The sequence below is a fragment of the Gillisella taibaishanensis genome, from assembly GCF_001938985.1.
Lineage (GTDB): Bacteria > Pseudomonadota > Alphaproteobacteria > Rhizobiales > Rhizobiaceae > Allorhizobium > Allorhizobium taibaishanense.
The window spans coordinates 401,468-422,072 of the sequence record NZ_MKIN01000020.1; the positions used below are offsets into that span (position 1 = coordinate 401,468).

Below are 20,605 nucleotides of genomic sequence, written 5' to 3' on the forward strand. Positions count from 1 at the left end.
AGCAACGCCATTGGCCGTCTGTCTTGCGTCTCCAACCGTCACTATACGGCGAATAGATACCGCTACCAAGTCTTCACGCCACCGTGAAATCGTAGATCACTGCAGGTTGAACAGGAAATCAAGCCTAAAAATACTGCACAGTTCAATTGCCTCGTGCTGTCGACCGTGGACAAGTCGGGCCGGTTCAGGCAAACCGACAGGGATTTCGCCCGTTAAGGGCTGCAAGGATGGCATCATGGCAGCAGAGACAGTCTATAAAATCGTGCCGGAAACGCTCTGGCAAAAGGCGCGGGCAGAGGGCGTATTTACCGGCGCCGCCATTGATCTGTCTGATGGCTTCATCCACTTTTCAACGGCTGCCCAGGCGCGGGAAACGGCAAGACTGCATTTTGCCGGGCAGGAAGGCCTGCTGCTGATCGCTGTCGATGGTGCGGCGCTGGGGGCGAAGCTGGTGTTCGAAGCGTCGCGTGGCGGGGCGCTGTTTCCGCATCTTTACGCAGCCTTGCCGCTCTCGGCCGTCGTTGCCGAATGGGCCTTGCCCTTGGGCGAGGATGGGCTGCACCAGTTTCCGGAGGATATGGCATGATAGATCCCTTCAAGCGTTTTGCCCGTCCGGGCCTGTTCCTGTTTGATCCTGAAACCGCCCATGGCCTGTCGATCGCGGGCCTCAAGACGAGCCTGATGCCGAAATGCCGCCAGCCTGATGATGCCAGGCTGGCGCAGACCATTGCAGGCCTGCATTTTCCCAATCCGGTCGGCATGGCCGCCGGCTATGACAAAAATGCGGAAGTTCCGGATGAATTGCTCGGCCTCGGCTTCGGCTTTGCCGAAGTGGGAACACTGACGCCAAAGCAGCAGGACGGAAATCCGAAGCCCCGCATTTTCCGCCTTGTGCGTGACGAAGCGATCATCAACCGGCTCGGCTTCAACAATGAGGGTCATGAGGCGGCCTTCCGGCGTCTTCAGGCGCGGGCTAACAAACCCGGCATCGTCGGGGTTAATATCGGCGCCAATAAGGATGCCGAGGATCGGATTGCGGATTATGTCGCCGGCATTCGCCGCTTCTATTCGCTTGCTACCTATTTCACCGCCAATATCTCCTCGCCAAATACGCCCGGCCTGCGGGACTTGCAGGCCAAGGACAGTCTCGGTCAGTTGCTGGATGCCGTGCTCGCTGCCCGGGCCGAAGAGGCCGTCAAGGCTGGCCGTCGGGTGCCGGTCTTTCTGAAGATCGCGCCCGATCTGACCGAAGAAGGCATGGACGATATTGCTGAAGTGGTGCTGGCCCGCGATCTCGACGGACTGATCGTCTCCAACACCACCCTGTCGCGCGAGGGCTTGATGGATCAGCGCCAGGCCAGCCAGGCCGGGGGCATGTCCGGCAAACCGCTGTTTGCCAAATCCACAGCGGTGCTTGCCCGCATGCGCCACCGTGTCGGCCCCGGCCTGCCGCTAATCGGCGTTGGCGGCGTGTCTTCTGCGGAAACCGCGCTGGAAAAGATCAAGGCGGGTGCCGATCTGGTGCAACTCTATTCCTGCATGGTCTATGAGGGGCCGGGTCTTGCGGCTGCTATCGTCCAGGGACTGTCAAAGGCGCTGGATCGCGAAGGCGTGGCGTCGATTTCGCAGTTGCGCGATAGCCGGCTTCAACACTGGCTGTCGGCAAAGGTTTGACGGCTGCGGCTTTTCAGCCGCAAAGCCAGAAACAGGCCGCGAAACGCCAGGAACAGATTGAGCGCCAGCCAGAGGCCGTGATTGCCCAACAGCGGCACGAAGATCGCAAGTGCGATAAGATAGCCGACAAAGGCGGCAAGCATCATGTTGCGCATGTCGCTTGACCAGGCCGCACCTATAAAGACCCCATCCATCTGAAATGCGAGCGCACCGGTGAGCGCGGTGACCGCCGCCCAGGGCAGGAAGATCCGCGCCACTTCGCGCACGTCTGCCGCTGTGGTCATGGCGTCGATGATCGCTCCGCCGACGAGAAGAAAGAATACCATGCTGGTGATCGCCAGCCCGAAGGACCAGACCGTGGTCAGCCGCACAGCCTGATCAAAGGCAGGCCGATAGCGGGCGCCGACGGCCCGGCCGACGATCTGCTCTGCGGCATTGGCGACGCCGTCGAGATAGAATGAGGCGACCATGAAGAAATTCATCAGCAGCGCGTTGGCGGCCAGCGTCACCGCTCCAAAGCCGGTGCCGATCCGGGTCAGCAGCGTGAAGGCGCCCAGCAGGACGAAGCTGCGGATCAGGATGTCGCGGTTAAGGGCAAACAGCTCGCCGAGTTGCTGGCGATCGAGCAATTCGGCCATGGACGGCAGCAATGACCGCTCGGTGCGGATAAGGATGACGGCAAGGCCGACAATGGCTGCTGTAGCTTCGCCGGCAACCGCTCCCCAGGCGACGCCTGATACACCCCAGCCGAAATGCAGCCCGAGCAGGATCGACAGCAGGATATTGACGCCGTTGAGAAGGATCTGCAGGGCGAGTGCCAGAGACCCTTTGCCCCGCCCGAGAATGAAGCCCATGATGGTGAAATTCGATAGCGTCAACGGGCCGGCTAGAATGCGGGTCGAGAAATAGATAGACGTGACCTCCGCCACCCGACCTTCGGCGCCCATCAGCGCCAGTCCCGCCTTCAGCAGAACCGGAGATAGAGCCAGCAGCAGCAGGCCGATGCCGAGCGACAGGATCATCGAGCGACAGAAGACTGCGATCTGTTCACGCTCATCCCGACGGCCATGGGCCTGGGCAACCAGCGCAGTGGTCGAGGCTCGCAGGAAATTCAGGCTGGCAAAGACAAGGTCGAAAACGGCGGCGCCGATCGCAAGCCCGGCCAGCGCGGCAGCCTCACCGGTCCGCCCGATCACAGCCGTATCGGTTATGCCGAGCAGCGGCGTGGTGATATAGCCAAGCGTCATCGGGATGGCGATGGCGAGCACGGCGCGATGGGTCACGATAAAAGCCCGGTTTTGTGCGCCGGGAGTGGGGGCAATGGTCATCAAAGGCTCCAGCGGGCAAAGACCACTGCCCGGAAGCTCGTTATCAACCGATTCTCAGGCGAATGCCAGTCGGCGAGGCGCCCATCGGCAGAATACCCATATCCGTCTGTGGACGCGGCGTGCCTGAGAGGACCATGGCCCAATAGGGCTTGTTGCCGCGTGCGGGAATGCGCGCTACGGCAACGCCAAGCCCATGATAGGGGCCGAGCATATTTTCGAGATGGTGCGGCGAGTTGATCCAGGCCTGCATCGCGGCCTCGTCGGTCTGCTGCAGCATGGCGATATTTTCCGCCGCCGGAAGCTGGACATTGCCGGCCCGCATGCGGGAACCGAAACTGTCACCCATGCCGATCAGATGCGACATGGTTTCGGCCTGGGCCATGCGATTGGCCTGGAACATCGCCGCCTTTGCCGCCTGCGGATCGATCACCAATGTCGATTTGCCGTTCTTCTGGCGCAGCGCGTTCACCATCGGCAGGAAGGCTGCTGTCTCGTCCGTGACGTTGGACGGCGCCGTCGGCTTTGAGATGGGGCTGGCGCAGCCGGCAAGCAGGGCGGCAAGACCAAGACCAGCCGAGGCTATAAAGGCGCGTCGGCCGGAACGATCGGTCTCTGGGCAAGGAACGTACATGTTATTTCCGCATGTTGAGAAGGCGCAGGATGATGAACAGCGGGATGACCACGCTGGCGCCGAGCAGCAGATAGTCTCCGAACTGGCCAAGCGCGGCAAAGCCCTTGTGCCAGATATCCTGGAAGAAATGGCGGATGCCCTCGATAATGTCATAGGGATAGATGCCGAAGATCCGCATCACGAAGCCGACGATCACCGAAACGACGATCAGCTTGATGATGGTTCGGCCGATCGAATCGCCCAGAAATCTGTTGACGCCATCGGTCATGGCTCTGTCTCCTGTTATCCGCCCTTGGCGCATGAGTCGCACATAAGCATTGGATTATGGCGACGCAAGCACAATGACGCTCCGATGAAGGCGACAAGCAGGCCGCCGATAGATTTCACTTGCGTTTTTCAAGGCTTGCGCCATTGCTCCGGCATCGTCCCTCAGCACAGACATGTCCCATGCATCGCACGCAGCCCCCTTCCGGTAGAAATGCCCCCGGTTCACGCTCCTCAGGCGACGTAACCGCCGACCGCCGCGCCGATTATGCCCGCATGCTCGCAGAAAGTGGTGATCACGCCGCTGCCGCCGAATTGATGGAACAGGCGCTGGAACTGGCTCCCGGCTGGGCGGCCGGTTGGTTTCTGCTTGGCGACTACCGGATGAAGGCCGCCGATCCGACTGCCGCCGACGCTTACCGGCAGGTGCTGGCGCTCGACCCTCAGGACATATTCGGTGCTGGCCTGAAACTCGTGCTGCTCGGGGCGGAAGCCATGCCGGAAAAGCCGCCAAGCCGTTATGTCGAGGCGTTGTTCGATGATTATGCCGACCGTTTCGACGCGGCCCTGGTGGAAAGGCTCGACTACCGGGTGCCGAAAAAGCTGGCGGCTCTTATTGCCCGGGTCACCGGCCCAGACCGCCGCCACGCCCATGCCGTCGATCTCGGCTGTGGCACCGGCCTGATGGGCGCCGAACTGCGGCCGCAGACAGACTATCTGGAGGGCTACGACCTCTCCGCCGCCATGCTGGCCAAGGCACGCGACAAGCAGATCTATGACGCACTTGGCGAGGCCGACCTGTCGCTACCCCCCGAGACCTGCGGTCTGTTTCCAAAGGACAAGGGCAGCGCCCGCGCCGATCTGGTCACGGCAGCCGATGTGCTGATGTATCTCGGCAACCTCACCGGCGTCTTTACGCTTGCCGCCGACCTGTTGCGACCGGGCGGATATTTCGCCTTTTCGGTGGAGCGGCACGAGGGCGAGGAGGGATTTTCTCTCGCGCCATCGCTGCGCTACCAGCATGGGCAGGCCTATGTGGAAGCCGAACTTCGGGCGCAAGGCTTCGAACTGCTGACCAGCGAACAGGAGATCATTCGTCTTGATGGCGGAAAACCCATTCAAGGCTTGCTGTTTATTGCCCGCAAGCCCGCCTGAAAGACCGAAAATTGCGATCTTCTCGATAGGTCAGGTATCCTGACCAAACTATCTTGAAAGCCTTGGATTTTCAGGCATTCTCATAGCCAATAGACAACCAAAACTGGCGGTCGCGCGGGCAACGGGATGGGAACGGCCATGGCCTTGATGAACAATCTCTTCGGCATCTGGAACGACAATCCCACCCGTCATAACCGCGCCGAGGATGTGCAGGGCATCATTTGCGGCACGATGATTTCGGCGCTCGGCCTGTTTCTGATCGCCAAGATCGGGCTTGTCACCAGCGGCATGGCGGGGCTTTCCTTCGTCATCCATTACTGGACCGGCTGGAGCTTCGGCCTGATCTTCTTCCTCCTCAACATGCCCTTCTACATCCTCTCCATCAAACGCGTCGGCTGGGACTTCACCATCAAGACCTTCGTTGCCGTGGCATTGACGTCTTTCCTCGTTGAAATCGAAAGCCGCTTCATCGTCATTGAAAGCATCAACCCGGTCTGGGGCGCCGTGCTGGCTGGCCTGTTGCTCGGTTTCGGCCTTCTTGCGCTCTATCGCCACCGCGCCAGCCTCGGTGGCATCGGCATCCTCGCCGTCTTCGTCCAGGACCGGTTCGGCATCCAGGCCGGACTGGTGCAGCTCGCCTTCGATCTCATCGTCATGGCCCTTGCTTTCACCGTCGTCAGCCCCTGGGTGGTCGGCTGCTCGGTCATCGGCGCCGTTGTGCTCAATCTCTTCGTGCTGATCAATCACCGCTCAGACCGGTATATCGCGCTGCGGTGAGCACTGTCGCCGGTCGTTTCCTCTCTCTCCCATTCCGGCCCTTTTACTGCATGTGACTTGGCGGGGCCATCCATGGTTGCCCTGATACGAGGGGGCGTATCGTCTCCTGACCGCAATCCTGCCAACGTCACAGCTTCACCACAGTCTTGGTGGTGATGTCAGTCTGATAAGATGTCTGTGGCTGTTGCGGGAGGTCTTGTTTGATCGAGCCTTCCACTGGAAGGATATTGGTCATGTTTGGAACGAGGGATAATCGCAAAGTCATATTCTGGGCGACCGTGATCGGTGGTTTCATCAGTTCGCTCGTCAAATGGGGGTCGGAGGTCAATGTGCCGCCGCGCGTTCCCGGCGAAGTATCACCGCCGGCCGCCCATATCGATGCCTGGCTCGGGCCGTTCGGGATCAATTCGCATTCACTCGATTATGTCTATCAGGGTGCGACCGTGGGCGGCGCCGTCACGCTTTACCACTGGCTTTTCAGCTTCGCTTTTGCCTTCGTCTATGTTCTGCTATCCGCCTACTGGCCGAAAATCAGGCTATGGTACGGAGCCTTTTATGGCTTGGTCATCACCGTCACCATGCATGGCTTTCTGATCCCGCTGCTTGGTTTCAGACATCCCGTCTATGCCAATGGGGCCGTCGGGTGGCTCTGGAACCTAAACGCTTATGAGCTGTGCAGCGAGATGCTCGGCCATGTCTACTGGGCAGGATCGATTGAGATCTGCCTGATCGCCGTTCTGGCTTCTCAGGCCAAACCGGTGAGGGGCGATTGGGCGGTGCTGTAACACTTTAAATCTGCTGCGTAATTTTCTCCTCAAATCAATTCCGATTTAAGAAATTATGCAGTAGCCGCGCCTGATAAGGCCCGTCATCGCGTAGCCCTGACAATTAAAAACCCGGCAGGGCCAAAGGCCTTGCCGGGTTTTTCCAGTCAATTCCGACGCTTTCCAATCCTGGTGAAGGATCAAGCAGCAGCCTTCACCGCGCCATAGGGATCGAACCGGCCATAGAAGGTGTCACCCTTCTCGGCCATGTCCTTCAGCAGCGGTGTCGGTGCAAAATGCGGACCGTATTCTCCTGCCAGCTTTTCGCAGAGCGCCACGAAATTCTTCACGCCCATGCCGTCGATATAGGACAGTGCACCGCCGGTATATGGCGCAAAGCCGAAGCCCAGGATGGAGCCGACGTCGGCTTCACGCGGGTCTATGACGATGCCTTCTTCCACGGTGCGGGCAGCTTCGAGCGCAATGGTTGCCAGAAAGCGCTGCTGCAGCACCTTCACGTCAACGTCATCAGCCTTCTTCTGCGGGTAGAGATCCTTCAAATCAGGCCAGATGAATTTCTTGGCGGGCTTGGCGGGATACTCGTAGAAGCCCTTGCCGTTCTTACGGCCGAAGCGTTCTTCCTTCTCCACCATGCGCGCGACAAGCTCCATATGGCGCGGATTGACGGCTTTTTCACCGAGATCGGCAACGGTGGCCTTCAGGATCTTGTAGGACAGATCGATCGCCACTTCATCGTTGAGCGACAGCGGTCCGACCGGCATGCCCGCGAATTTCGCGGCATTTTCGATCATGACCGGCGGCACGCCTTCGATCAGCATGTCATAGCTCTCGGCCATGTAGCGCAGAACGCAACGATTGACGAAGAAGCCGCGCGTGTCGTTGACGACGATAGGCGTCTTCTTGATCGCTGCGACGTAATCCAGTGCCACGGCCAGCGCCTTGTCGCCGGTTTCCTTGCCTAGGATCACTTCGGTCAGCATCATCTTCTCGACCGGCGAGAAGAAATGGATGCCGATGAAATCTGCCGGCCGCTTCGAGTTCTTCGCAAGCCCTGTGATGGGCAGCGTCGAAGTGTTGGAGGCGAAGATCGCCCCTTCCGGCAGCACGGCCTCGACCTTTTCGATGACAGCCTTCTTGACGTCGCGGTCTTCGAACACGGCTTCGATGACCAGATCGGCATCGGCAAGTGTGGAATAGTCGGGCGTGGCGGTGATCAGGCCAACCAGCTTCTCGCCAGCTTCCTTGGTCAGCTTTCCCTTGCCGACAGCGTCTGTCACCAGCTTCGCCGAGACGGCGAGACCCTTGTCAGCGGCTTCCTGGTCGCGGTCGATCAGCACCACGGGAATGCCGGCGGCAGCCGTGACATAAGCGATCGAGGCGCCCATGAAGCCGGCGCCGACCACGCCAACCTTCTTGATCTCACTCTTCGGCTGACCCGCCGGGCGGCGTGCGCCCTTGTTCAACTCCTGCATGGAGATGAACAGCGAGCGGATCATCGAGAAGGCTTCCTTGGTCTGGACGATCTCAGTAAAATAACGCTGCTCGATGCGCAGGCCGGTGTCAAAGGGCACTTGCAAGCCCTCATAGACGCATTTCAGAATGGCGAGCGCTGCCGGATAATTGCCTGAGGTTTCACGACGCAGCACGGCGGGCGCCGCAGGCCAGAGTTGGGCGGAGGCCGGCGTCCAGATGCCGCCGCCGGGGGCCTTGAAGCCCTTCTCGTCCCAGGGGGCGACGGGTTTCAACCCATCCTTGATCATCTGCTTGGCGGTGGGGATCAGCTGATCCGGTTCGACAACCTGATGTATGAGGTTCATGGCCTTGGCGCGCTGTGGCGCCAGCGTCTGGCCTGTTGTCATCATCTGCAGGGCGTCCTGCGCATTGGCAAGACGCGGCACGCGCTGGGTACCGCCCGCACCTGGGAAGATGCCGACCTTGACTTCCGGCAGGCCGATTTTTACCGACTTGGCATTGGAGGCCACGCGGCCATGGCAGGCGAGCGACAATTCGAAGGCCCCGCCCATGCAGGTGCCGTTGATGGCCGAGACCCACGGCTTGCCGCAGGTCTCGATCTTGCGCCACAGCCAGCTCATGCGGCCGACGCCGTCGAACAGCTTCTGCACGGCATTGGCGGGGTCTTTCGTCCGTTCTTCCTCGACCATGGAGAACATGCCACGGATCATGCTGAGATCGGCGCCGCCAGAGAAAGAAGACTTGCCCGAGGTGAAGACCACGCCCTTGATGGCTTCATCGGCCACCACGGCATCGACGATAGCTTCGATTTCGTCCATCACCCCGACAGTGAAGACATTCATGCTTTTATCGGGCATGTCCCAGGTGACGAGAGCAATGCCGTCTGCGTCGGTTTCGACGGTGAAATTCTTGTAGGTCATTGTCATCCCTCCCAATCAGACGCGCTCAATTACGGTCGCAGTGCCCATGCCTGCACCGATGCAGAGCGTGACGAGTGCTGTGTTGAGATCGCGCCGCTCCAACTCGTCCAGCACGGTGCCGAGGATCATCGCGCCGGTGGCACCCAGCGGATGGCCCATGGCGATCGCGCCGCCATTGACGTTGATCTTGTCGGTCGGAATATCGAAGGCCTGGATGTAGCGCAGCACCACGGCGGCAAAGGCTTCGTTGAGCTCGAAGAGATCGATATCGGCGAGCGAGATGCCTGACTTCTTGAACAGCTTTTCCGTCACATCGACCGGACCGGTCAGCATCAGTGCCGGATCGGAGCCAATATTGGCAAAGGCCCTGATGCGGGCGCGAGGCTTCAGCCCCATGCTCTCGCCACCGGCCTTGGAACCGAGCAGCACGACGCCGGACCCGTCGACGATACCGGAGGAATTGCCGGCGTGATGGACGTAGTTGATCTTTTCGATTTCCGGATGAGCCTGAATGCCAACGGCTTCGAAGCCGCCCATTTCGCCGGGCATCTGGAAGGACGGGTTGAGGCCGGCCAACGACTGCATATCGGTGCCGGGACGCATGTGCTCGTCGCGGTCGAGGATCGTCAACCCGTTCTGGTCCTTCACCGGCACGACGGATTTGTCGAAATAGCCGCTCTGCCAGGCATGGGCCGCCCGTTTCTGGCTTTCGACCGCATAGGCATCGACGTCATCGCGGGAAAAGCCGTATTTTGTAGCGATCAGATCGGCAGACACGCCCTGCGGCATGAAATAGGCAGGGAAGTTAACCGAGGGGTCCATGAACCAGGCACCGCCGGACATGCCGAGGCCGACGCGCGACATGCTTTCAACGCCACCGGCAATCACGATGTCATCGGCGCCCTGGGCAATCTTGCCGGCGGCAAAGTTGATGGCATCGAGACCAGACGCGCAGAAGCGCGAGATCTGCATGCCAGGCGCTTTGGTGGAATAGCCGGCCTCGAAGGCGGCGGCCTTGGCAATTACGGCGCCGGCGTCCATGACCGGATCGACGCAGCCCATGATGATATCGTCGACAGTATCCGTGTCGAGCCCGTTGCGGTCGCGGATCGCTTCCAGCGCCTTGGCGGCGAGGCGAACGGACGGCACCTCATGCAGGGAACCGTCCTTTTTGCCACGCCCGCGCGGCGTGCGCACGTGGTCGTAAATATAGACGTCACTCATGTCTCTCTCCCTTGGGCGTTTGCTTCGCCCGAAATCTTTTCGTCAAATCCAAATCAGAAGGCGTCGGCGGCCAGTTCCATCACGCTGTCGGCGCCTGCTTCGATGCGGATCTTGCGCACTGCCGTCTCGGGCATAATTTTTTCCATATAGAACCGGCCGGTGATCAGTTTGTTCTTGTAGAAATCGGCGTCGCCTGTGCCTGTCGCAAGCGCCTCTTCAGCGGCCTTGGCCATCTTTGCCCACATGTAACCGAGCACGACGATACCAAAGAGATGCATGTAATCGGTGGAGCCAGCGCCGGCATTGTCCGGCTTTGCCATGGCGTTCTGCATGAACCACATGGTCGATGCCTGCAGGTCGTTCAGGCCCTTTTTAAGATGCTTGGTGAAGAAGGACAGCTTTTCGTTGTCGCGATTCTCCTCGCAGAAAGTGTCGATTTCGTTGAACAGCGCCATGACAGCGCGGCCGCCATTCATGCCAAGCTTACGGCCCACCAGATCCAGCGCCTGGATGCCGTTGGCACCTTCATAGATCATCGCGATACGGGCATCGCGCACATACTGGCTCATGCCCCATTCTTCGATATAGCCATGGCCGCCATAGACCTGCTGGGCCATGACCGCATGGTCGAAGCCCTTGTCGGTCAACACGCCCTTGAGGATCGGCGTCATTAGTCCGAGAATGTCGTCGGATGTCTGTTTTTCAGCGGCGTCGCCGGAGCGGTGGGCAATGTCGGATTTAAGCGCCGTCCACAGCGTGAAGGCGCGGCCCGCTTCGTTGAAGGCGCGGATGGTCATCAGGCTGCGGCGAATATCGGGATGGACGATGATCGGATCGGCCTTCTTTTCCGGTGCCTTGGCGCCTGACAGCGACCGGCCCTGGATACGCTCGCGCGCATAATTGGCGGCGTTCTGATAAGCGATTTCCGCAATCGACAAGCCTTGCAGGCCAACGCCGAGGCGAGCTTCGTTCATCATCACGAACATGGCCGACAGGCCCTTGTTTTCCGCACCGATGAGATGGCCAGTCGCCTCGTCATAATTCATCACGCAGGTGGCATTGCCGTGAATGCCCATCTTATGCTCGATGGCGCCGCAGGAGACTCCATTGCGCGCGCCGACCGAGCCATCCTCATTGACCAAGAATTTCGGCACGATGAACAGCGAGATGCCTTTGGTGCCTTCAGGCGCGCCTTCGATGCGGGCGAGGACCAGATGGATGATATTGTCCGACATGGTGTGTTCGCCGGCGGAGATGAAGATCTTCTGGCCGGAAATCTTGTAGGCGCCATCGCCAGTGGGGACCGCCTTGGTGCGCAGCAGGCCGAGATCGGTGCCGCAATGCGGCTCCGTCAGGTTCATGGTGCCGGACCAGGTGCCTTCGACCATTTTCGGCAAATAAGTCTGCTTCTGCGCGTCGGAACCATGCACGAGAATGGCGGCAATCGCCCCCTGGGTCAGGCCCGGATACATCATCAGCGCCATATTGGCCGACGACATATATTCACCAACGGCGGTGTGCAGCACGTAAGGCAGTCCCTGTCCGCCGAACTCGGCAGGAATGGACAGGCCGAGCCAGCCGCCCTGGCAATAGGCGTCATAGGCCTGCTTGAAGCCCTTCGGCACAGTGACGGTGCCGTCGTCATGACGCGTGCAGCCTTCCTGGTCACCAGAGAGGTTAAGCGGGAAGAGCTGTTCTTCCGCAAGCTTTGCAGCCTCGCCGACGATCGCTTCGATCATGTCGGGCGTTGCGTCCTCGAAACCCGGAAGGTTGTTGAAGCGCTCCAGGCCCAGCACGGTGTTCAGGATGAAAAGCGTGTCGGCGACGGGGGCCTTGTAGACGGGCATGGTCAATGTCCTCCAGATTGCGGCCGGCTACCTCCCCGACCAGATACTGTTCTACAAAATATTGACGTGCGCGTAAACGTCAATACGGAAAAACGTGAATTCTGCGGCAACCCATGCGGCAAGAAGACCGGGGTGGCCGCAAATGAGAAGGGGCCACACAGATGGCGAAGGCGCACTTTGCCCATGTCGTCTTCGCGGCAAAGCCAAAGCGCCAACTATCTTGGGCAAATGGCAGAAACCGTGGTGATTGGAACCAAAAGGTTAAAAAATCCTGCGCCTCTTAACGGGTTGTTTACCACGTTTACCCGATTCTGCAGCGGAATGATTTGCGTCGCCTCAAGATTGCATCTGCTCCCGCCCGACGTTCGCTTGAACGGGGCATGGACGGGGCCTGTCGTTCTTGAGATCGGGCCGAAACACGAAGCGAGTTTGGAAATATGAACGGACAGCGGTCTTCATCTCAGGGCTACCGGGCTCCGGACCAGATGGCGTCCCGTCATGCGGATCCTCGCCAGGCGGAGGTCCGGCCTGGCGAGCCGCGCTCTGCCGGCGCCTCCTCGCTCGATGCTCTCAGCCGCACAATCGAAGGGCTGGAAGCTCGCATCGAAGGTTTAATGAATGGTATGGCAGCCGCGCCGCGCGATAGCCGCCTCCCGTCTGATCCTGTTTTTGCCGAACCTGCTCCGACGCCCGAGCGGTTCGACCCGCTGGCCGAGATCCGCGCCAGACAGCGTGCTCTCGAGGCCTCTCGTCCGTCGACGCCTGCAGGCACTATCGGTTCGCAGCCCGCTGCGGCCGAAGACAGGCCACTTGAAAAAACATCCTCACGCCGTATGCCGGTGCTCGAACTTGCCCCTGAGCTGGCCGCGCCCAGCCGTCCGGCGGCAACACCTATGGATTTCCAATCGGCTCTGTCGACGCTGCGGGCGGATCTGCGCCAGGATATCAGCGATAGTCTGGCGGGTGAGATCGGTACCTTGCGCGCCGAGATGCGCGATATCCGCCGGTTGGCCGAAGACGGTCGCGAGGCAGCCGGATTGCGCGATGACTTCGTGCGCATGGCCGACAGTATCGACCGCATCGGTCATGCCGTGACCCCGGATGCGACTGCGCAGACCGATGCCTTGCGCGCCGATTTCGAAGACCTGCGGTCGCTGATTGACGGGCTCGCCCGTGGCGGCACGACGCCGGCCGTCGAGGCGCGTTGGAGCGCGCTGGAAACCCGGCTTGATGCCATCGACCCCGAGCGCATCCAGCAGGACCTGCTGCAACTCGCCTATCGGCTCGATGATATCAAGCAGCAGCTGGGCTCGATCGGAGACGTGCGCTCGGTGCGTCTTCTGGAAGACAAACTCATTGCCATTGCCAAGGCGCTCGAACATATCGGCCAGCATCTGGAGCCCAACAGCCAGGCGATGCTCGACCAGTTCGGCCAACTCGACCGCCGGCTGGATGAGATTTCCCGCGCCATTTCCGTCACTGGGCGTCACAATGGCGCCGCGACCGATCCGCGCCTGATCGAGCGGCTGGAAGACCGGATCGCCACCATTGCCCATCATCTGGAGCTTATCTCCGAGCAGACCGCCGGATTGGGGACCAATGATCTTGGCCAAGAGCTTGGCGAGCGCATCGAAGCCCTGTCGCATAAGATCGAGGATCTCGCCCATCAGCAGGCTACCCAGCGGCTGGAAGAGCGGCTGGACGATCTGGCGCGCATGCTGGATCTGTCGCGGCGCGACAGCCTGCAGCCGGAACTGACCGGCTATCTCTCCGACATCTCCCGCAAGATCGACGCGCTCGACCACGGCTCGCTGACCGACAAATTGGCCGAACAGATTGCCGTCATCGGTCGGCGCATCGATGAAATCGATCAGCATCCGGTTGCGTCGCCCGTCGATGAAAACCTGCTGCGCAGCCTGGACGATCGGCTTTATTCCATCGCAGCCCGCCTGGATGAAACAGCCTCTGCCCCTTTGGGTGACGGCACGGCAATTGCCGGGCTGGAACAGCAGATCGCCCATCTCTCCGCCCTGATCAGCGCATCACCGCTGACGGATCAAGGCGAGCGGATCGAAGGCCGGATGGCCGCGCTCGAGGACTATCTCGCCACCAGCGACGAATATATCGTCGAGGCTGCCCGCCAGGCCGCCGAGGCTGTCATGGACAGTTATTCCCGCAAAAACCCGCTTCTAGACCAGCAAGCGTTGCCGGACCAAACTGCGGAAACGCTGGCGGTGCTGGCCGATCATCTGCGCCATCTCGAAGACATCAGCCGAGGCGGTGAAGAACGCAGCCATCGCACCTTCGAAGCCCTGCACCAGACCCTGGTGCAGATCGCCGAAAAGCTCGACCAGATGGATCGCCGCGCCACCGTCGCAACGCCGGTGGTTGAGCCTCAGCCCGAGGCAGCGAGCATCTTCTCGGCAGAGGCCAAGACAGCTGGCAGTGATGATACGCTTCCTTCGGAGTTCGGCTCTGCCAAAACGGCATACGATGGCGATCGCGCTCCCGCTATCTACCCTGATAAGCCCCTGCCGGACGCGGATGCAGATGCCGGCAGGCCGAGCCTGCTCGCCGGTCTTGGCCGCCGTCTGAAGCCGCAGGCGAAGAAGGCGAAGCCCGCAAAGCAACAAGGTAAAAACTCAGACGCGGCATCAGCTCCGACGGCAGTGGCCACGCCGACACGCCAGCGCGTCGAGGATGCGCCGTCGATAGATCCCGCCGATATTCTGCCGCCCGAAGAGGCCAATGAACTGCTGGAGCCGGGCTCCGGCAAGCCTGACGTGCGCAAGATTCTTGAAAAGGTACGCGCCCGCCAGGCCGCTAATGGTAGCACATCGGCGGAATCCAGCCATGCTTCCGATACGGTCAAGCCGGCGGGTGCCGATGATCGGATGGATTTCATTGCCGCCGCCCGTCGCGCTGCCCAGGCCGCAGCCCAGGAGACTGAGCGCAGCGCTCGTCCCGGTCGCATGTCGCTCGCTGACGAGGTCAAGGGCGCTTCCGCCTTTTCGCGCTACCGTCGCCCGATCCTGATGGCTGTCGGCGCGCTGCTTCTGGCCGCATTGGCCGTAACAGCTGTGAAAAATCTCACCCGCCATAGCGATGGACCGACACCTGCGGTTCAAGCACCGGCCGCGCCAGCCCCGCCCAATGCAGCACCTTACAATGCAGCACCGGCCGCCGAGGCGCTTCCCTCCCAGGCACCGCAGCAGATCAAGGCTGTCGAGACGCTTCCTTCCCAGGCGCAGCCCGCCCCTGAAAGCACCGAGGCCGAGACCGAGACCAGGTCGGCACCCGTCATCCCGGTGACCTCGCCGCCCGGCCAGGCCAGCCTCTCGGCTGCTCCGATCGATGGCGGCAACACGGTCCAGAATCTCTCGGCGCAACCTGCCCAGCCGGATGCCGCCAAGGCCGCTTTTGCGCCGCCGCAAGATGCAGCTGCAAAGCCGCTGTTCGATGTTCCCGCCGATCTGTCGCCGCCGTCGCTCGTCACAGCAGCCAAGGCCGGCGATCCGGCTGCGCTGTTTGAAATCGGCTCGCGCTACATGGAAGCCCGGGGCCTGCCGGGCGATGTCTCGCAGGCCGCCGTCTGGTTCCAGCGAGCTGCCGACCTCGGTCTCGCGCCGGCCCAGTACCGGCTTGCCGGGCTTTACGAAAAAGGTACCGGTGTTCAGCGGGATCTGGTCAAGGCAAGACAGCTCTACAGCCAAGCGGCAGAGGCCGGCAATGCCAGCGCCATGCATAATCTCGCCGTGCTCTATGCATCGGGTGGTGATGGCAAGCCGGATATGGATGCCGCCGCGAAATGGTTTTCGAAGGCCGCCGAGCTTGGCGTTACCGACAGCCAGTTCAATCTCGCCGTGCTTTATGCCCGTGGCAGCGGTGTGAAACTTGACCTCGAAGCGTCCTACAAGTGGTTTGCGCTTGCCGCCCGCGCCGGCGATAAGGATGCTGCCGCCAAGCAGGAGGAAGTCGCCAAGGCCTTGCAGCCGGCCGCCTTGGAGCGCGCCAAAGCAAGCGTCCAGCAGTGGCAACCCACCCCTGTCGACGCCAATGCCAATAGCGTCAACCAGCCGGACGAATGGGTCGGCAAGGGCCTGAAGACCGGCAGCGTCGACATGGAAAAGGCGATCCGCAATATCCAAGCCATTCTCAACAAGAACGGCTTCAATGCAGGTGAGCCCGATGGCAAACTCGGTACCCGCACGGTTGCCGCCATCAAGTCCTTCCAAAGCTCCGTCGGCCAGGAGCCGAACGGCAAGGTTTCCAACGAGCTCGTCAAGGCGCTGCTCGCCCACAACCGCTGACGGTTCCGTCCGAGCCTTTCAGACGGGCTTGGGCGCGAACTCATCGAATGGCCTTTGCGGTGGTGAACAGGCGCGAAGCAGGCTCTAAGCTGCATGAGCAAATGCGCAGATCTTGATCTTCTGCTTGCAGCGCCAGGATTTGCTTCTAAACTCGGGCTGAGAGACTTGCGCTCCTGCGTCATTGCCCATTGTGGCGAGTATGATGGGTACGGTGATGCGCATCCGACATTTTCTGGGGGCTTTGCCCCTAAATCCACCCGGATTTAAGGAATGATGCTGTAAACAGTGACAGTCCGCTGGCATGGTGTGAGGCCATGGCGGCGCGATCGAGTATTTTGACAGCATGATTTTGCCGAAGTGACATGCGCATTGGCCAAACTATGCTTCAAGAGAGACACCTTAGGACCGACGGTTTGATCCTATCGAACCAAGAGCGGTTCTATCGTTTGTGGGGATGGCCGTGACGATTTACCTGCCGATTGCGGAACTGTCGGTGAATATTTTCATCATCCTCGGCATGGGCGCGGCTGTCGGCTTTCTCTCGGGCATGTTTGGCGTCGGCGGCGGCTTTCTGATCACCCCGCTTTTGATCTTCTATAATATTCCGCCGATCGTCGCGGTCGCCACCGGCGCTAATCAGGTGGTTGCCTCGTCCGTATCGGGCGCGATGAGCCATTTCCGCCGAGGTTCTCTCGACCTGAAACTCGGCTGCGTGCTTCTGGCGGGCGGTCTTGCCGGCGCCTCGCTCGGCATGTGGATCTTTGTTGCCTTGCGCAAGCTCGGTCAGATCGACCTGTTCATCTCGATCCTCTACGTGGTTCTGCTCGGCTCGATCGGCACGCTGATGCTCTGGGAAAGCATTGGGGCGCTGCGGCGCGCGGCGCGCAAGCAGCCGATTGCGGTGCGTCGGCCCGGCCATCACAACTGGGTGCATCGGCTGCCCTTCAAGATGCGCTTCAAGAAATCGAAGATCTACCTGAGCGCGGTGCCTATCCTGACGCTCGGCTTTCTCGTCGGCGTGCTCACGCCAATGGGTATTGGCGGCGGTTTCATTCTGGTGCCGGCGATGATCTATCTGCTGCGCATCCCCACCAATGTCGTGGTCGGCACGTCGCTGTTCCAGATCATTTTCGTCAGCGCCTTCACCACCATTGCTCAGGCCAAGGCCAATTACTCCGTCGATATCGTGCTCGCCTTCATGCTGATGATTGCCGGTGTGATCGGGGCGCAATATGGCGTGCGCGTTGGGCAGAAGCTGCGCGGCGAACAGCTGCGGGCCCTGCTTGGCCTGCTGGTCATGGCCGTCGGCCTGCGTCTTGCCATTGAACTGGTGATGACGCCTGGTGACGCCTATTCCATCGTAGTCGGGAGTTCCGGGCGATGAGGCTGCCCCGGCTCTTCGTCCTGACCATCTGCACCGTTCTTGCAGGTGCCGCTCTTGGCATCGGCCCGGCGCTGGCGCAGATCCCGTTTCTGACGCCTGACAGTACGGGCAAGGAAACGCTGGAGATTGGCACCTCGACCAACGAAATCGCCATCACCTCGGATTTTCGCGGTGCCGACCTCACCGTGTTCGGCGCGCTCAACAATGTCGACCAGCTGCTGCTGGCCATCGGCCAGTATGATGTGGTGGTGACGCTGGAAGGTCCCAGGGAAGCCGCGACCGTGCGGCGCAAGGAACGTTTCCTCGGTATCTGGGTCAACCGTCAGTCGCTGACCTTCGACCGTGTGCCGACTTCCTATTCCGTTGCCAGCACGCGCCCAGTGGACGCGATCGCCCCGCCCGAGGTGCTGAACGAACTGGGAATCGGTGTCGATCATCTGCCGCTGACGCCGACGGGCCATTTTATCGGCGATATCAACATGGGCGAATTCCGCAGTGCCTACCGCCGGCTACAGGAAGGTAGCGGCCTTTATCAGGATGGCGATACCGGCATCCGGTTCGTTTCCACCAATCTGTTTCGGGCCAGTCTGCGGTTGCCGGCCAATATCCCCGATGGCGTCCATGTCGTGCACGCCTATCTCTTCAAGAGCGGCGGCTTTCTTGCTCAAAAGGATCTTCGTTTGCGCGTCGTTAAAACCGGCGTCGAACAGGCGATCACCGATGCCGCCCGCAATCAGCCTCTGTCCTACGGCGCATTCGCGGTGCTTTTAGCCCTCATCACCGGCTGGACCGCAAGCCTGGTGTTCCGCAAGGACTGACGGCCGTTTTCTGCAATGATCACGCAATCGTGCGTTGTCATCTGCTTGTCATGTCCGCCCCCTAACAGTCCCCCCAAGACCCGCCGTCGATGCAGCGGAAATCGGAAATTTTCAGCAAATGAGCCGCGGATTTGAAAAAACCGGGCTTCAGGAGCCATGTAATCCGCGATTTCTCGCCGGTTGACGGTTGTTCTCGGGCAGATTTGTAGGCCTGCCCGTCATCATCAATTTCCGCATACCGGGGGATTTCATCATGCGCACTTTCCTTGCAGCACTTTTAGCCACGACGGTTCTGGTCGGCGGCGCCCAGGCAGCCACGGTCTATCCGCTGGACCGCGCCACCATTCTCAACGGCTCGCCCTTCGACTTCAAGGTCGAGCTGAAATCCGTGGTCAAGCCGGAGGACGTCAAGGTAACCGTCAACGGACAGGACTATAAGGCGGTCTTCGGCAATCAGGCGCAGTTCGTCGCCGAGGAAAAGGGCAAGGAAGACAAGATTCTCGGCTCCGCCCTGATCCTGCGCGACATCAAGCTGCCGGCCGGCAGCTACAAGGTCGAAGTTGCCGCCGGCGACGAGAAGAAGTCGGTTACTTGGGACGTTTATGCAACCGCTCAGAAGCCGGTTGCCAAGAACATCATCTTCTTCCTCGGCGATGGCCTTTCGGTTGCCCATCGCACCGGCGCCCGCATCATGTCGAAGGGTATGACCGAGGGCAAGGCAAACGGTCACCTCAACATGGACACGCTCGACCGGATGGCCTTTATCGGCACGTCCTCGACCAACGCGATCGCCACCGACAGCGCCAATACCATGTCGGCCTACATGACCGGCCACAAGACCGCCGTTAACGCGCTGGGCGTCTATGCCGACCGTACGCCGAACACGCTCGACGACCCCAAGGTGGAGACCATTGCCGAAGCGCTGCGCCGCACGACCAAGAAGTCGATCGGCATCGTTTCTCCGGCTGAAATCGAAGATGCAACGCCGGCCGCCGTCGTTGCCCATACCCGCGCCCGCGCCGACAAGGCCGAAATCGTTGGCATGATGTACGCTGTTAAGCCGGACGTCATCCTCGGCGGTGGATCGGCCTATTTCCTGGCCAAGGAAGTTCCGGGTTCCAAGCGCAAGGACGACAAGGACTATATCAAGCTGTTCAAGGAGGCCGGCTATACGCTTGCGACTTCCAAGACCGAACTTGGCACCGTCGCCGGCAATTCCGACAAGCTGCTCGGCCTGTTCCATACGGGCAATATGGACACGATCCTCGACCGCAAATTCCTGAAGAAGGGCACGGTCGACAAATTCCCGGACCAGCCGGGCCTGGTCGACATGACCAAGGTTGCGCTGGACAAGCTGTCCAAGAACTCGGAAGGCTTCTTCCTGATGGTCGAGGGCGCATCGATCGACAAGATGTCCCATCCGATGGACTGGGACCGTGCGATGTATGAAACCATCGAATTCGACCAGGCCGTCGGCGTTGGCCTCGAGTTTCTGAAGTCCCACCCAGACACGCTGATCGTCGTTACCGGCGACCACACCCATGGCATTTCTGTCATCGGCACCATCGATGACGACAAGCCGGGCACCGAGATGCGTGAAAAGGTTGGCGTTTACGCCGATGCCGGCTTCCCGAACTATGAGGACAAGGACGGCGACGGCTTCCCTGACAAGGTCGACGTTTCGCGCCGCCTGGCCGTGTTCTCGTCCAACTTCCCGGATTATTACGAGACCTTCCGCCCGAAGATGGACGGCCCGTTCGAGCCTTCGATCCAGAACGAGAAGAAGCAATACGTCGCCAACGAAGCCTATAAGAACGTGCCCGGCGCCGTTCTGCGCGAAGGCAACCTGCCGCGCTCGGCCGATACCGCCGTCCATGCCGTCGACGATGTCGTGCTGCAGTCCACCGGCGCCGGTTCTGAAGGCTTCAAGGGTTATATGGAAGAAAGCGACGTCTATAAGGTCCTGGTCGACTCCTTCGCACTTGGCCCGAAATCGACCAACTAAATCATTCTAT

15 protein-coding genes are annotated in these 20,605 nt (G+C 60.5%); 9 read left to right on the forward strand and 6 right to left on the reverse strand.

Annotation, left to right across the window (positions count from 1 at the left end; genetic code table 11):
• Positions 1-235: 235 nt before the first annotated feature.
• Complete coding sequence (locus BJF91_RS07105) at positions 236-586, forward strand: DUF952 domain-containing protein (protein WP_075613770.1); 351 nt, start codon at positions 236-238, stop codon at positions 584-586.
• Entirely contained in the window at positions 583-1,674 is a 1,092-nt protein-coding gene (locus BJF91_RS07110) for a quinone-dependent dihydroorotate dehydrogenase (RefSeq protein WP_075613771.1), read from the forward strand. The genes BJF91_RS07105 and BJF91_RS07110 overlap by 4 nt, the downstream gene beginning before the upstream one ends.
• Here the strand turns inward: BJF91_RS07110 and BJF91_RS07115 are convergent.
• The 3 genes from BJF91_RS07115 to BJF91_RS07125 are packed head-to-tail and all read right to left on the reverse strand — an operon-like array spanning position 1,647 to position 3,901.
• Positions 1,647-3,002: an MATE family efflux transporter gene (locus BJF91_RS07115; RefSeq protein WP_075613772.1), complete on the reverse strand. Its 1,356-nt coding sequence runs from the start codon at positions 3,000-3,002 to the stop codon at positions 1,647-1,649. The two genes, BJF91_RS07110 and BJF91_RS07115, sit on opposite strands and share 28 nt — an antisense overlap.
• 43 nt (positions 3,003-3,045) lie before the next feature.
• Entirely contained in the window at positions 3,046-3,633 is a 588-nt protein-coding gene (locus BJF91_RS07120; protein WP_075613773.1) for a CAP domain-containing protein, read from the reverse strand.
• Position 3,634: 1 nt separating this feature from the next.
• The gene (locus tag BJF91_RS07125; protein ID WP_075613774.1) at positions 3,635-3,901 is read right to left on the reverse strand and encodes a DUF6460 domain-containing protein; all 267 of its coding nucleotides are present in this window, start codon (positions 3,899-3,901) and stop codon (positions 3,635-3,637) included.
• Between the two features lie 179 nt (positions 3,902-4,080).
• Between BJF91_RS07125 and BJF91_RS07130 the strand changes: the two genes are divergently transcribed.
• From BJF91_RS07130 to BJF91_RS07140, 3 genes are all read left to right on the forward strand, one after another.
• Positions 4,081-5,052, forward strand: coding sequence for a class I SAM-dependent DNA methyltransferase (locus BJF91_RS07130; protein ID WP_075613775.1), 972 nt, complete (start codon positions 4,081-4,083; stop codon positions 5,050-5,052).
• Between the two features lie 138 nt (positions 5,053-5,190).
• Positions 5,191-5,829, forward strand: a complete 639-nt coding sequence (locus BJF91_RS07135; RefSeq protein WP_075613848.1) for a YitT family protein — start codon at positions 5,191-5,193, stop codon at positions 5,827-5,829.
• Between the two features lie 233 nt (positions 5,830-6,062).
• Complete coding sequence (locus BJF91_RS07140; RefSeq protein ID WP_075613776.1) at positions 6,063-6,614, forward strand: YagU family protein; 552 nt, start codon at positions 6,063-6,065, stop codon at positions 6,612-6,614.
• Positions 6,615-6,793: 179 nt separating this feature from the next.
• Here BJF91_RS07140 and BJF91_RS07145 read toward each other — a convergent pair whose 3' ends face one another.
• The 3 genes from BJF91_RS07145 to BJF91_RS07155 are packed head-to-tail and all read right to left on the reverse strand — an operon-like array spanning position 6,794 to position 12,078.
• Positions 6,794-9,007: an FAD-dependent oxidoreductase gene (locus BJF91_RS07145; protein ID WP_075613777.1), complete on the reverse strand. Its 2,214-nt coding sequence runs from the start codon at positions 9,005-9,007 to the stop codon at positions 6,794-6,796.
• 15 nt (positions 9,008-9,022) lie between these two features.
• Positions 9,023-10,231, reverse strand: coding sequence for an acetyl-CoA C-acetyltransferase (locus BJF91_RS07150; protein ID WP_075613778.1), 1,209 nt, complete (start codon positions 10,229-10,231; stop codon positions 9,023-9,025).
• A gap of 53 nt (positions 10,232-10,284) precedes the next feature.
• On the reverse strand, positions 10,285-12,078 hold the full coding sequence (locus BJF91_RS07155) for an acyl-CoA dehydrogenase C-terminal domain-containing protein (protein WP_075613779.1): 1,794 nt from the start codon (positions 12,076-12,078) through the stop codon (positions 10,285-10,287).
• A gap of 485 nt (positions 12,079-12,563) precedes the next feature.
• On the opposite strand from BJF91_RS07155, the gene BJF91_RS07160 reads away from it, so the two are divergent.
• The 4 genes from BJF91_RS07160 to BJF91_RS07175 all read left to right on the forward strand — a co-directional run bounded on the left by BJF91_RS07160 (position 12,564) and on the right by BJF91_RS07175 (position 20,595).
• Entirely contained in the window at positions 12,564-16,388 is a 3,825-nt protein-coding gene (locus BJF91_RS07160; protein ID WP_075613780.1) for an SEL1-like repeat protein, read from the forward strand.
• 460 nt (positions 16,389-16,848) lie between these two features.
• Positions 16,849-17,772 carry a sulfite exporter TauE/SafE family protein gene (locus BJF91_RS07165; RefSeq protein ID WP_075613849.1) on the forward strand — a complete coding sequence of 308 codons (924 nt, stop codon included), beginning with the start codon at positions 16,849-16,851 and terminating at the stop codon, positions 17,770-17,772.
• Positions 17,769-18,590, forward strand: coding sequence for a TIGR02186 family protein (locus BJF91_RS07170; RefSeq protein ID WP_075613781.1), 822 nt, complete (start codon positions 17,769-17,771; stop codon positions 18,588-18,590). The genes BJF91_RS07165 and BJF91_RS07170 overlap by 4 nt, the downstream gene beginning before the upstream one ends.
• A 253-nt stretch (positions 18,591-18,843) precedes the next feature.
• Positions 18,844-20,595 carry an alkaline phosphatase gene (locus tag BJF91_RS07175; RefSeq protein ID WP_075613850.1) on the forward strand — a complete coding sequence of 584 codons (1,752 nt, stop codon included), beginning with the start codon at positions 18,844-18,846 and terminating at the stop codon, positions 20,593-20,595.
• The last annotated feature ends 10 nt before the right edge of the window (positions 20,596-20,605 follow it).

Bases quoted from the DNA above. Each gene is read 5' to 3' on its own strand.
- BJF91_RS07105 (WP_075613770.1), top strand. From the start codon at position 236: ATGGCAGCAGAGACAGTCTATAAAATCGTGCCGGAAACGCTCTGGCAA.
- BJF91_RS07110 (WP_075613771.1), top strand. From the start codon at position 583: ATGATAGATCCCTTCAAGCGTTTTGCCCGTCCGGGCCTGTTCCTGTTT.
- BJF91_RS07115 (WP_075613772.1), bottom strand. From the start codon at position 3,002: ATGACCATTGCCCCCACTCCCGGCGCACAAAACCGGGCTTTTATCGTG.
- BJF91_RS07120 (WP_075613773.1), bottom strand. From the start codon at position 3,633: ATGTACGTTCCTTGCCCAGAGACCGATCGTTCCGGCCGACGCGCCTTT.
- BJF91_RS07125 (WP_075613774.1), bottom strand. From the start codon at position 3,901: ATGACCGATGGCGTCAACAGATTTCTGGGCGATTCGATCGGCCGAACC.
- BJF91_RS07130 (WP_075613775.1), top strand. From the start codon at position 4,081: ATGCATCGCACGCAGCCCCCTTCCGGTAGAAATGCCCCCGGTTCACGC.
- BJF91_RS07135 (WP_075613848.1), top strand. From the start codon at position 5,191: ATGGCCTTGATGAACAATCTCTTCGGCATCTGGAACGACAATCCCACC.
- BJF91_RS07140 (WP_075613776.1), top strand. From the start codon at position 6,063: ATGTTTGGAACGAGGGATAATCGCAAAGTCATATTCTGGGCGACCGTG.
- BJF91_RS07145 (WP_075613777.1), bottom strand. From the start codon at position 9,007: ATGACCTACAAGAATTTCACCGTCGAAACCGACGCAGACGGCATTGCT.
- BJF91_RS07150 (WP_075613778.1), bottom strand. From the start codon at position 10,231: ATGAGTGACGTCTATATTTACGACCACGTGCGCACGCCGCGCGGGCGT.
- BJF91_RS07155 (WP_075613779.1), bottom strand. From the start codon at position 12,078: ATGCCCGTCTACAAGGCCCCCGTCGCCGACACGCTTTTCATCCTGAAC.
- BJF91_RS07160 (WP_075613780.1), top strand. From the start codon at position 12,564: ATGGCGTCCCGTCATGCGGATCCTCGCCAGGCGGAGGTCCGGCCTGGC.
- BJF91_RS07170 (WP_075613781.1), top strand. From the start codon at position 17,769: ATGAGGCTGCCCCGGCTCTTCGTCCTGACCATCTGCACCGTTCTTGCA.
- BJF91_RS07175 (WP_075613850.1), top strand. From the start codon at position 18,844: ATGCGCACTTTCCTTGCAGCACTTTTAGCCACGACGGTTCTGGTCGGC.